Genomic DNA, 12,158 nt, shown 5'->3' with positions numbered 1-12,158 from the left:
AAGATGCTGTGCTAAGTGAGGAGAGGGAGTCGATATGGAGTTGCGCCACCTTCGATGCTTTTTAGCAGTGGCTGAAGAACTCCACTTTGCCAGGGCTGCCGAGCGGCTGCACATCGAGCAGTCGCCACTGTCCCGCACCATCAAAGAGCTGGAAGAAGACCTGGGTGAACAGTTGTTCGTCCGCACCAGCCGCAGCACAAAGCTGACACGTGCAGGCAAGCTGTTTCTGGAGCATGTGCCGCGCATCTTCACGGCCTTGCAACAAGCCCGCGACAGCGTGCCGGCTGCGGTCAATGGCTTTCATGGTCAGTTGCGCATTGCCCTGTCCGACGGCATCACGCCGTCGCGTCTGCCGGCTTTGTTAGCGTTGTGCCGGCAGGAGGAGCCCGAAGTAGAGATCCGGCTGTTCGAGGTGCCGCTGTCACAACAGATCAAGGGGCTGCATGATGACCTCTACGACGTGGGTTTCGCGCAGTCCGATGAATTGGGCGATGGCGTCGTGGCTCAAGCAGTCTGGAGTGACCCCCTGATGGTGGCAGTGCCTGCGCGGCATCCACTGCTCAGGCACAAGCGCATACCGCTGGAAGAGTTGCTGCGCCATCCTCTGGTGCTGTGCGATCCACAAGTATGCGAAGGCCATGCGCGCCAAGTCGAGCGCGTGCTGCGCCGCTCGGACATGGAGCCGCTGATTGCTGAGCGCGTGGCGTCCTGCGATTTGATGATGGCGCTGGTGTCGGCCGGCTTTGCGTTGGGCCTGACTGGTGCACCACACATCGCGGCCAGGCGCGAGCCGGGTGTGGTCGCGCGGCCTCTGGCGGGCCGTTCCCCTGTGCTAACGACTTATCTGCTGCATCGAGAAGGTGAGTCTTCGGAAGTGCTGTCTCGATTCATCGAAAGGGTGCAGGCCATCGACTTGCCCGAAGGCGTGAGACCCGCGCCACCACCTGAACCCGATCCCCCGGAGGACATCGAGCCATGAAGCGACTTACCCCTTTGTTGCTGGTTGCAGCACTCACGGCCTGCGGCCCGTCCGAGCCGCCGAAGCAGCAAGCCAATGTGCCGACCGTGGACGAACTGGCCGCTGATCCCGAGCGTTTGAAGGAACTGCGTCGCCAGTGCAAGACCGAGCGCTCGACGATGGGCGACGTGCTGTGCAACCGGGTGGCCGAAGCGTCGAACAAGCGCTTCTTCGGCGACGGCAAGGTGCCTTACACGCCATCGGAAACGCCGCCGAAGTTCTGACCGTTGGCGGCTTGCCGCATATCTTCGTTTTCTTTCTCGACACGCCGCAGTGCGCTCGCGCCTGTGGCGTTTTTACTGGTTTCGTCCCTGCATGAAACAATGTTCCTTACATCACCTTGCTGCCGATAACGGTCTTTGACCGGCACTGAACTGGCACCGATCCTGACGCCTGGGGCACGCCTTTGTGCCGCGTTTTCCACGGGGAATCAGCGCAGGAGAAATCGGAGGCCATGGTATGCAGGCTCAAGGTGTGTTGTTCGGGCAGATCGCCGCCGTGTTCGGCATCGTGATCGCCGGTGTGTGGGGTGCCACGCAATGGACAGCCGCTGGATTGGGCTATCAGCTACGCCTGGGATCGCCCTGGTTCGACTTGTACGGCACGCCGGTCTATTACTCGTGGAAGCTGTTCGAGTGGTGGTTCTTCTTCGACGCCTACGCGCCGCAGGTGTTCGACACCGGCGGCATGATCGCGGCGGGCAGCGGCCTGCTGGCCGTGGCGGTCGCCATCGCCATGTCAGTGTGGCGTTCGCGCCAGGCGCGCAAGGTGACGACCTATGGCTCGGCACGCTGGGCCGATGCCGCCGACATTCGCAAGGCCGGGCTGACGCAGCCTGCTGGTGTTTTTCTTGGTCAGCATGACGGCCACTACCTGCGGCACGAAGGGCCGGAACACGTCCTGACCTTCGCGCCCACGCGCTCGGGCAAGGGCGTGGGCCTGGTGGTGCCAACACTGTTGTCGTGGCCTGCATCCGCCGTCATCCACGACATTAAGGGCGAGAACTGGCAGATCACCGCTGGTTGGCGTTCGCGCTTCTCGCACTGCCTGCTGTTCAACCCGACCGATGCACAGTCGGCGGCCTACAACCCGCTGCTGGAGGTACGACGCGGCGCGCATGAAGTCCGCGACGTGCAAAACATCGCCGACATCCTGGTCGATCCCGAAGGTGCGCTTGAAAAGCGCAATCACTGGGAGAAGACCAGTCACGCGCTACTGGTCGGCGCGATCCTGCATGTGTTGTATGCGGGCGAAGACAAGACGCTGCGTGGCGTCGCCAACTTCCTGTCCGATCCGGCCAGCCCGTTCGAGCTGACCTTGCACCGGATGATGGCGACGAAGCACCTGGGCGATACCCAACATCCCGTCGTTGCATCCGCTGCCCGTGAAGTGCTCAACAAGTCGGACAACGAGCGGTCGGGCGTGCTGTCCACAGCTATGTCGTTCCTCGGCCTGTACCGTGATCCGACCGTGGCTGAAGTCACTTCGCGCTGCGACTGGCGCATTGCTGACCTGATTGCTGCAGAGCATCCCGTCTCGCTGTACCTGGTGGTGCCGCCGTCGGACATTTCCCGCACCAAGCCCCTGATCCGTTTGATTCTCAACCAGATCGGCCGGCGGCTTACCGAATCGCTCGACGGCAGCGACGGCATCGAGCGCCGCCACAAGCTGCTGCTGATGCTCGATGAGTTCCCGGCGCTGGGCCGCCTGGACTTCTTCGAGACGGCGCTGGCCTTCATGGCGGGCTACGGCATCCGCAGCTTTCTGATCGCGCAGTCGCTCAACCAGATCGACAAGGCGTATGGGCAGAACCATTCGATTCTGGACAACTGCCATGTGCGCGTGACCTTCGCCACCAACGACGAACGCACAGCCAAGCGCATTTCCGAAACCTTGGGCACGGCCACTGAGTTGCGCGCCCAGCGCAACTACGCAGGCCATCGGCTTGCACCGTGGCTGGGGCACCTGATGGTGTCGCGCCAAGAAACCGCACGGCCGCTGCTGACGCCGGGCGAAGTGATGCAGCTTCCGCCCGACGAAGCGGTGGTGATGGTGTCCAGCCTGCCGCCGATCAAGGCGAAGAAGCTGCGCTACTTCGCCGACGCCAATTTCAAGCAGCGGGTATTGCCACCGCCTGCGGTGACGGCAGGTCGCTATGCCGATGTGCCGCCTGCACGGCCTGACGACTGGAGCGGTTTGGCAATACCTGCGGTTCCTGCGGCACCGGCCACGGCATCCGCCGATGACCTGGAGGCCTTGGGTTCGACCGACGACGACGGCCCACGCCGCCAGCCCGAACTGTCCGAAGCCATTGCCTACGCCCCCGAGATGGATGCCCCGGCCAGTGACCTGTCGCTGCTCGATTACGACGACATGACCCCGGTGCTTCCCGGCCAGCTCGATCCCGCTCTGCAACGCACGGCGCGGCTGGCATCTCTCGACCCCAACGACGGAATTGACCTATGAGCCAATACCGATTGAACCTTTTCATCCAGCACGAGCATGCCAAGCGCCTGGACGAGCTGGCCGCCAAGAAAGGCGTGTCCAAGTCCAGCATCGTCGCCGCTGCCTTGGCAGCCTGGCTGTCTCCCGATGCCGGCGACCAGCGCGAGGCGGCGATTGCCAAGCGGCTGGATCGTCTGTCGCGGCAGGCCGAGCGTCTGGAGCGTGACCAGAACATCCAGATCGAAACGCTGGCGCTGTTCATTCGCTACTTCCTGACCGTCAGCACGCCAGTGCCCGAAGCCCATCAGAACGCAGCTCGCGCACAGGGCAAGGCGCGCTTCGAGCAGTTCGTCGGACAGTTGGCTCGCCACCTGCTGCGTGGCCGCAGTCTGGTGCGCGACGTGGTGGAAGAACTGCACCCCGACCCAATACGCATGGATGACGCGGCGGCGTCCCAGGATCGCCGCATCCAGATGCTGCGCACGGCGATGGGGCCGGTGATCGCCGCTGCGCTGGAAGACCCGGACGTGGTGGAAGTGATGCTCAACCCCGACCGGACATTGTGGGTGGATCGTCTGTCCTCTGGCCGTGCACCGCTCTGCGTCGAACTGCCCGAAGCCGATGGCGAACGCATCATCCGTCTGGTGGCCGCCCATGTCGGTGCGGAGGTGCATCGCGGCCAACCGCTCTTGACCGCCGAACTGCCAGAAACCGGCGAACGCTTCGAGGGCATCCTACCGCCCGCCGCACCCGGACCGGCCTTTGCGCTGCGCAAGCGCGCCGTGAGCATCATCGGTCTGGATCGCTATGTGGCTGATGGCATCCTGACCGCTGGGCAGGCCGAGTTCCTGTGCCATGCCGTGCGAGAGCGACAGAACATCCTGATCGCCGGCGGCACCAGCACCGGCAAGACCACGCTCGCCAATGCTTTGCTGGCCGAGATCGCCGCCACCGGCGACCGCGTGCTGGTGCTCGAAGACACCATCGAACTGCAATGCGCTGCCCCTGACCATGTACCGCTGCGCACCCGTGCGGGCGTGGTGTCGATGCAGGAGTTGGTGCGCGCCACGATGCGGCTGCGCCCGGATCGCGTGATTGTGGGCGAAGTGCGCGGCGGCGAAGCGTTGGATCTGGTGAAGGTATGGGGCACCGGCCACCCCGGTGGCATCGCCACCATCCATGCCGGCTCCGCCTTGGGCGCACTGCTGCGCCTGGAGCAACTGATCCTCGAAGTGGCGGTGAATCCGCCCCGCGCCCTGATCGCCGAGGCGGTCAATGTCGTGATCCACATCGCAGGCCGTGGCCGCAAGCGCCACATCGAAACCATTTCTCGCGTCGTCGGTTTCGACGGCGCGGGCTACCGCCTGGCGGATGCGCTGGAAGCGCAGCTTCCCGAGCTGCCGCCGGTTCCTCTTGCAGCCGCTGCCGCTGCGCCTTGCCCGACCACTAACCAACCTGGAGAACTGCCATGACGCACGTTGATGCTTTCCATCTTTCTGTAAATCTGCTTTCCCCGCTGCCCATGCTGGCGCGTTTGCATCGCCTGGCCCGACCTGCAGGACAAGGGTTGCTGCTCGCGGTGTTGATGCTGTTGCTGGCGGGCACGGCGCAGGCCGCCGGTTCCTCGATGCCGTGGGAAGGCCCGCTGCAATCCATCCTCGAATCCATCCAGGGGCCGGTGGCCCGCATCGTCGCGGTGATCATCATCATCGCCACCGGCCTGGCGTTGGCCTTCGGCGATACCAGCGGCGGCTTTCGCAAGCTGATCCAGATCGTCTTCGGCCTGTCCATTGCCTTCGCGGTTTCGAGCTTCTTCCTCTCGTTCTTCAGCTTCTCCGGCGGGGCCGTCGTATGAGCACGGCCACTGATCTTCCGGGCTTTGAAGTGCCGTTGCATCGCTCGCTGACCGAGCCGATCCTGCTGGGAGGAGCGCCGCGCACCGTGGCGATTGCCAACGGCACGCTGGCCGCCGCCGTCGGGCTGGGTCTGCAATTGTGGATTCCCGGCGTGGTGCTCTGGATCGTCGGCCATTCGCTGGCGGTCTGGGGTGTGCATGTCGATCCGCAGTTCATGCCGGTCTTCGCCAGGCACATCAAGCACAAGCCGCTGCTGGACGTGTGAGGGAGATGCCATGCTGAATCTTGCCGAATACCGCCAGCGGCCCGCGCTGCTAGCCGACTGGCTGCCCTGGGCCGGGCTGATCGCGCCGGGCGTGGTGCTGAACAAGGATGGCTCGTTCCAGCGCACGGCACGCTTTCGTTGGCCGGATTTGGACAGCGCCACGCAAGGCGAGCTGATCGCCACGTCGGCGCGCTTGAATAACGCGCTGCGCCGGCTTGGTTCGGGCTGGGCGCTGTTTATCGAAGCCGAACGCCGTGCCGCTGCCGACTATCCGCACTCGGAGTTCCCTGAACTGCTGTCGTGGCTGGTGGACGAGGAACGCCGCGCCACCTTTGAGGACTCGGGCAACCACTTCGAGAGCGGCTATCACCTGACGCTGGTGTACTTGCCGCCCGAAGAATCCCGTGCCCGTGCAGCCAAGATGCTCTACGAGAACACGCCGACGAATGGCGTGGACTGGCGCGAGCGCCTGCAAGCCTTCGTCGCGGAAACCGATCGCGTCTTCGACCTGCTCGACGGCGTGATGCCGGAAATCGCCTGGCTCGATGACAGCCAGACGCTGACCTACCTGCACGCCTCCATCTCGACGCGGCGCTACCGCGTCGGCGTTCCCGAAGTGCCGTTCCACATCGACGCGCTGCTGACCGATTCCGCACTGGTCGGCGGCTTGGCGCCCATGCTGGGCGACCAGCACCTGCGCGTGGTGTCGGTGCGGGGTTTCCCGACCTCGACCTGGCCGGGGATTCTGGACGACCTCAACCGTCTCGGCTTTGCCTATCGGTGGAGTACGCGCTTCCTATGTCTTGACAAATCCGAGGCGGAACGGGAGTTGGGACGCCTTCGCCGCCAGTGGTTCGCCAAGCGCAAGAACGTCATCGCGCTGCTGCATGAAACGATCTTCCAGCAGGAAAGCCCGCTGGTGGATACCGACGCCAACAACAAGGCGGCCGACGCCGCCTTGCAAGAGCTGGGCAGCGATCAAGTCGCCTTCGGCTACCTGACAACGACCGCCACCGTCATGGACGCGGATGCCGCCGTGGCCGACGAGAAGTTGCGTATGGTGGAGCGCGCCATCCAGGGGCGCGGGTTCGTGACGATTCCCGAAACGCTCAATGCGGTCGATGCGTGGTTGTCGTCCATTCCCGGCAACGCCAACGCGAACGTGCGTCAGCCTATCGTCTCGACGCTGAACCTGGCGCACATGATGCCGGTGTCGGCGGTATGGGCCGGCCCGGAAAAGAACGACCACCTCGACGGCCCGCCGTTGATAGTCACGCGCACCGAAGGCGCGACGCCGTTCCGGCTGGTGACGCACATCGGCGACGTGGGGCACACGCTGGTGGCCGGACCGACCGGCATGGGCAAGTCGGTTTTGCTCGCCACGCTGGCGATGCAGTTCCGCCGCTATCCCGGCTCGCGTGTATTCGCTTTCGACATGGGGCGCTCGATGCGCGCCACCATTCTTGGTCTGGGCGGCGAGCACTACGACCTGGGCGCTGACGGTTCGATCGCGTTTCAGCCACTCGCCCGCATCGACCGTGAGGGCTATCGCACCTGGGCGGCTGAATGGGTTGAAGGCCGCCTGCGGCATGAGGGGATCAGTGTCGGCCCAGACGAGAAGGCGGCCATCTGGTCGGCTCTCGTCAGTCTTGCGGGCGCGCCCGTGGAGCAGCGCACGCTCACCGGCCTGTCGTTGCTGCTGCAGTCCAACGTGCTGCGACAGGCACTTGCGCCTTATGTGCTCGGTGGCGCCCACGGCAAGTTGCTGGATGCCGACCGCGACCGGCTGGGCGCCGCGGACGTGCAGTGCTTCGAAATGGAAGAGCTGATGCACAGCAAGGCTGCGGTACTGGCCGTGCTGGGCTACCTGTTTGCGCGCTTCGACGAGCGTTTCGACGGCGCGCCGACGCTGCTGATTCTTGATGAAGCCTGGCTGTTCCTGGACGACCCGGTGTTCGCGGCGCGTATTCGCCAATGGTTCAAGACGCTGCGCAAAAAGAACGTCAGCGTCATCTTTGCCACGCAGTCTCTGGCAGACATCAAGGACTCGACCATCGCGCCCGCGATCATCGAGAGCTGCGCCAGCCGCATCTTCCTGCCCAACCCGCAGGCCACCGAGCCGCAGATCCGCACGATCTACGAAGGCTTCGGCCTCAACAGCCGACAGATCGAGATCGTTGCCACCGCCCAACCCAAGCGCGACTACTACTACCAGTCGCGTTTGGGCAACCGCCTGTTTGACCTGGACCTCGGGCCCGTCACGCTCGCCTTCGCGGGCGCTTCCACACCGCAGGACCAGCGCCTCATCGACGAGCTGTCCACCCCCGCTCCCCACGTTGGTTTTGCTCCTGCCTGGCTGCGGCAACACGGCCTGGACTGGGCGGCCGACCTGTTCCACCACCACCCCAAAGGAGAACTGCCATGACGGTCCATGCTTCCTTCAAACCCCGTCTGATCGCGCTGGCCACCGCTTGCGCACTGGCCATCGGCACCGTGCCGCCCGCGCATGCGCTGTTCGGCATCGGCGACATCGTGCTCGACCCGACCAACCTGGTGCAGAACACCATGACGGCCGCGCGCACGCTGGAGCAGATCAACAACCAGATCAAACAGCTTCAGAACGAGACGCAGATGCTCATCAACCAGGCGCGAAACCTGGCGAGCCTGCCGTTCAACGTGGTCAACCGCCTGCGCTCGAACCTGGAGACGACCAAGCAACTCATCGCGCAGGCGCGAGGGCTGGCCTATGACCTGTGGCGCATGGACGCCGAGTTCGCGCGGCTGTACCCGGAACAGTACGCCGCCACCGTCAGCGGCGACCGGATGTACCAGGACGCGCGCGAGCGCTGGAAGAACACCCTCGGCGGCTTGCAGACCGCGATGCGCATGCAGGCGCAGGTGTCACAGAACCTGTCCGAGGACGAAGGCGTGCTGGCCGATCTGGTGAGCCAGAGCCAGTCGGCCACCGGCGCCTTGCAGGCCATGCAGGCGACCAACCAGCTCCTGGCTCTGCAAGCCAAGCAGTCCATCCAGTCGCAGCAACTCCAGCTCACACAGGACCGCGCGGCCTCGCTGGAACTGGCGCGACAGGCCGCCGCCGTCGAGCGTGGGCGCGAGGTGACGCGGCGCTTCCTCGGCAGCGGCACGGCCTACACGCCGCAGTCCGTGACCTTTTATCGCAACTGACGGGCAGGCCATGAACCGCGCGTCCGTCCTGTTCCTTCTTGCATGCCTGCTGGCCGGTTGCGACCGGCCGCAGGTTCTGTCGGTCGATGCGCTGGCTGCCGATCCGGCGCGGCTGCATGCGCTGCGCATGCAATGCGACAGCGGCGAGCACGACGGCGCGCTCTGCGCGAAGGTCGCCCAGGCCGACTTGCAGCGCTTCCTCTCCGGGCACACCGGGCCGGACGAGTACCAGACGCTGGCCGAGTTACCAGCGATTCCGGTCAGCTTCGACTCACCCACAACTTCGCAGGACGAACGGCCATGAACGACGTTGCCATCATCGACCGCTTTCTCAACGTCTTCTCCACCTACATCGACTCGGGCTTTGGCCTGCTGCGGGGTGAAGTCGCGTTCCTCACCGCCACGCTGGTGGCGATCGACATGACCCTGGCCGGACTTTACTGGGCGCTGGGGCACGCCACCGGCCAGGGCGAGGACGTGATGGCCAAGCTCATCCGCAAGGTGCTCTACGTCGGCGCCTTCGCCTACATCATCGGCAACTTCAACTGGCTGGCGAGCATTGTGTTCCGGTCGTTCGCCGGTCTGGGCCTCACGGCTTCCGGCTCGACTATGACCATGGAGACGTTCCTGCAGCCGGGGCACCTGGCCAAGACCGGCATCGACGCCGGTGCGCCCATCCTCGACCAGATCAGCCAGATGGCCGGCTTCCCGGAAGTGTTCATCAACATCACGCCCATCGTCGTGATGTTCCTCGCGTGGCTGGTGGTCATCCTCTGCTTCTTCGTGCTGGCGGTGCAGCTTTTCATCACGCTGATCGAGTTCAAGCTGACCACGCTCGCCGGCTTCGTGCTGGTGCCATTCGCGTTGTGGAACAAGACCGCCTTCCTCGCCGAGAAGGTGCTGGGCAACGTGGTGTCGTCTGGCGTGAAGGTACTGGTGCTGGCGGTGATCGTCGGTATCGGCACCGGGCTGTTCGCCGAGTTCCAGGTCACGCCCGACGAACCATCCATCGACCACGCGCTTGTCGTGATGCTGGCTTCGCTCTCACTGCTGGCCCTGGGTATTTACGGGCCGGGCATCGCCACGGGCCTCGTGTCTGGGGCGCCGCAGCTCGGCGCTGGAGCGATGGCCGGGGCAGCGGTGGGCGCAGCGGGAACCGCCGTTGCGGTCGGTGCCGCCGCAACGGGTGTTGGCAGCGCGGTGGCCGCCGGGGCGCGGATGGCGCCAGCCGCCGCCAAGCTGGCCGCCAGCGGTGCGCGTGCTGCGGCCTCGACCGCAGGCAGCGCGCGGTTGGCTTATCAAGCGGGTTCCGCAGCCGCTGGAGGCGGCCTCAAGGGCGCCGCAGCCGGCGTGGGCAACGTTGCCAAGAGCGGTGCGCAGGCGGTCGGGCAGAAGACGGCCGCCGGGGCTCGCTCGCTCAAGGAGCAAGCGGCAGCGGCCTTCCGCACAGACGATGCGGGTGCGGCGCCCAGCGGTGGCGCTGCCGCAGCCGCACGAGGTCAGTCCGCTGCCAGCGAAGCCCCTGCGGACGCCGCACAGCAGGAGCAACCCGCCTGGGCCAAGCGGCTGCACCGGCGCCAGCAGCTCAGCCATGCCGCCACGACCGCAGCCCACTCACTGCGCGGAGGCGACGGCGGCGGCTCCAGCAGTGGTCCAAGCCTGCGCGATTCCGATTCATAAGGAGAACGATCTATGCGATTCAAACGACCGCAGGTGCGCTATGCCGATACGCCGCAGCCTGCCACTCCGTACCAGTCCGCCGCCCAGGTGTGGGACGAGCGCATCGGCTCGGCCCGCGTGCAGGCCAAGAACTGGCGGCTGATGGCCTTCGGTTGTCTGGTGCTTGCGTTATTGATGGCAGGCGGGATGGTCTGGCGCTCGGCGCAATCCATCGTCACGCCCTACGTGGTGGAAGTGGACCAGGCCGGCCAGGTTCGGGCGGTCGGTGAGGCCGCCACGCCGTACCGGCCGAACGATGCGCAGATCGCCTATCACTTGGCGCACTTCGTCGTGCTGGTTCGTTCACTGTCCATCGATCCCATTGTCGTGCGGCAGAACTGGTTTGATGCCTACGACTACACCACCGACCGCGGTGCGGCCGTGCTCAATGAGTACGCACGTGCCCACGACCCGTTCATTCGTGTCGGCAAGGAGTCGGTGACGGTGCAGATCACCAGCGTCGTGCGCGCCAGCGACACGTCGTTCAACGTGCGATGGAACGAGCAGCGCTTCGTCAACGGTGCGCCTGCGGGCACCGAGCGCTGGAACGCCGTGATTTCCACCGTCCTGCAAACCCCGCGCACCGAGCAGCGGTTGCGCAAGAACCCCCTGGGCATCTACGTCAACGGCCTGTCGTGGAGCCGTGAACTCGATGCCACCGAAGGAGCCAAACCATGAACCGGCTCTTCCGCATTTACGCTTTCGTGTTGACGCTTGCAGCCTCTGCACTGTTGTTGCAGGGCTGTGCCACGCAAGGCACGCCGCCGCCAGCCATCTCGCTCGATGAGCCGGTACAGGCCCAGCCGTTGCCCGACTTGCCCAAGCCGGTTGAAGTGGTCGAGATGCCGAAGGTGCTGCCGATGCCGGCGCAGATGAAGCCGCTGCCGGAGGGGGGCGACACCAAGGCGGCACCCGAACCCGCCGATGAAAAGCTCCGGGTCTCTCGCGCCAACGCCGAGGCGCGGATGGCGCCGACGCGCGAGGGCTACGTCAACGCCATCCAAGTCTGGCCATTCACCGACGGCGCGCTGTACCAGGTCTATGCGGCGCCGGGCCGGGTCACTGTGATCTCTCTCCAACCCGGCGAGGAACTGGTGACGGTCGCCGCCGGCGACACGGTTCGCTGGATCGTCGGTGACACGTCCAGCGGCATGCGCGTCAGCGTGTTGGTCAAGCCGATCCGCTCCGGTCTCAAGACCAACCTGGTCGTCACCACCAGTCGGCGCACCTACCTGATCGAGCTGACCTCGACCGAACGCGCCTGGATGGCTTCGGTGTCGTGGGAATACCCGAAAGACCGGATGCTGGCCTTGCAGCGCCAGGCACAGGCCGCGCAGGCGACGGCGCCGATCGATACCGGCTTGTCGCTGGAGAAGATTCGCTTCCGCTACGCGGTCAGCGGCAACAATCCGCCGTGGAAGCCGCTGCGCGCCTTCGACGATGGCGAGAAGGTCTACATCCAGTTCCCGCCGGGCATCGCGCAGGGCGAACTGCCCCCGCTGTTCGTGATCGGCGCGCAAGGCGATGGGCAACTGATGAACTACCGCTTCCGCGCGCCGTACTACATCGTAGATCGGCTGTTCGGCGCGGCCGAACTGCGCTTGGGCGGTGACAAGGGCGACATCGTGCGGATCGAACGCACGGATGGCATTGCGCGGGGGTACTGACC

12 protein-coding genes and 1 pseudogene are annotated in these 12,158 nt (G+C 65.2%); all 13 read left to right on the top strand.

Annotation, left to right across the window (positions count from 1 at the left end):
• The first annotated feature begins 34 nt into the window (after window positions 1-34).
• The 13 genes and pseudogenes from ACFO6X_RS04745 to trbG all read left to right on the top strand — a co-directional run bounded on the left by ACFO6X_RS04745 (window position 35) and on the right by trbG (window position 12,156).
• Window positions 35-979, top strand: a complete 945-nt coding sequence (locus tag ACFO6X_RS04745) for a LysR family transcriptional regulator (RefSeq protein WP_382430590.1) — start codon at window positions 35-37, stop codon at window positions 977-979.
• Window positions 976-1,242 carry an EexN family lipoprotein gene (locus ACFO6X_RS04740; RefSeq protein ID WP_382430588.1) on the top strand — a complete coding sequence of 89 codons (267 nt, stop codon included), beginning with the start codon at window positions 976-978 and terminating at the stop codon, window positions 1,240-1,242. Before ACFO6X_RS04745 ends, ACFO6X_RS04740 begins: the two co-directional genes overlap by 4 nt.
• 235 nt (window positions 1,243-1,477) lie before the next feature.
• Complete coding sequence (locus ACFO6X_RS04735) at window positions 1,478-3,484, top strand: conjugal transfer protein TraG (protein WP_382430586.1); 2,007 nt, start codon at window positions 1,478-1,480, stop codon at window positions 3,482-3,484.
• Window positions 3,481-3,915, top strand: a pseudogene (locus ACFO6X_RS04730) (CopG family transcriptional regulator); the annotation flags it as partial. The gene ACFO6X_RS04735 and the pseudogene ACFO6X_RS04730, both read left to right, overlap by 4 nt.
• Entirely contained in the window at window positions 3,898-4,935 is a 1,038-nt protein-coding gene (gene trbB / locus ACFO6X_RS04725) for a P-type conjugative transfer ATPase TrbB (protein ID WP_382431250.1), read from the top strand. The pseudogene ACFO6X_RS04730 and the gene trbB, both read left to right, overlap by 18 nt.
• On the top strand, window positions 4,932-5,318 hold the full coding sequence (locus ACFO6X_RS04720) for a TrbC/VirB2 family type IV secretion system protein (protein WP_382430584.1): 387 nt from the start codon (window positions 4,932-4,934) through the stop codon (window positions 5,316-5,318). The genes trbB and ACFO6X_RS04720 overlap by 4 nt, the downstream gene beginning before the upstream one ends.
• A complete protein-coding gene (locus ACFO6X_RS04715; RefSeq protein ID WP_382430582.1) occupies window positions 5,315-5,584 on the top strand; it encodes a VirB3 family type IV secretion system protein in 270 nt (89 codons plus the stop codon). The genes ACFO6X_RS04720 and ACFO6X_RS04715 overlap by 4 nt, the downstream gene beginning before the upstream one ends.
• A 10-nt stretch (window positions 5,585-5,594) precedes the next feature.
• Complete coding sequence (gene trbE / locus ACFO6X_RS04710; RefSeq protein WP_382430580.1) at window positions 5,595-8,009, top strand: conjugal transfer protein TrbE; 2,415 nt, start codon at window positions 5,595-5,597, stop codon at window positions 8,007-8,009.
• A complete protein-coding gene (trbJ, locus tag ACFO6X_RS04705) occupies window positions 8,006-8,770 on the top strand; it encodes a P-type conjugative transfer protein TrbJ (protein ID WP_382430578.1) in 765 nt (254 codons plus the stop codon). The genes trbE and trbJ overlap by 4 nt, the downstream gene beginning before the upstream one ends.
• A 10-nt stretch (window positions 8,771-8,780) precedes the next feature.
• The gene (locus ACFO6X_RS04700; protein ID WP_382430576.1) at window positions 8,781-9,074 is read left to right on the top strand and encodes an EexN family lipoprotein; all 294 of its coding nucleotides are present in this window, start codon (window positions 8,781-8,783) and stop codon (window positions 9,072-9,074) included.
• The gene (trbL, locus tag ACFO6X_RS04695) at window positions 9,071-10,450 is read left to right on the top strand and encodes a P-type conjugative transfer protein TrbL (RefSeq protein WP_382430574.1); all 1,380 of its coding nucleotides are present in this window, start codon (window positions 9,071-9,073) and stop codon (window positions 10,448-10,450) included. The genes ACFO6X_RS04700 and trbL overlap by 4 nt, the downstream gene beginning before the upstream one ends.
• A gap of 12 nt (window positions 10,451-10,462) precedes the next feature.
• Entirely contained in the window at window positions 10,463-11,167 is a 705-nt protein-coding gene (gene trbF, locus ACFO6X_RS04690) for a conjugal transfer protein TrbF (RefSeq protein WP_382430572.1), read from the top strand.
• Window positions 11,164-12,156, top strand: coding sequence for a P-type conjugative transfer protein TrbG (trbG, locus tag ACFO6X_RS04685; protein WP_382430570.1), 993 nt, complete (start codon window positions 11,164-11,166; stop codon window positions 12,154-12,156). The genes trbF and trbG overlap by 4 nt, the downstream gene beginning before the upstream one ends.
• The last annotated feature ends 2 nt before the right edge of the window (window positions 12,157-12,158 follow it).

Origin of the sequence: Giesbergeria sinuosa (assembly GCF_042652905.1) — a bacterium.
GTDB classification, from domain to species: domain Bacteria; phylum Pseudomonadota; class Gammaproteobacteria; order Burkholderiales; family Burkholderiaceae_C; genus Simplicispira; species Simplicispira sinuosa.
This window is presented reverse-complemented; position numbering and strand designations above follow the sequence as displayed.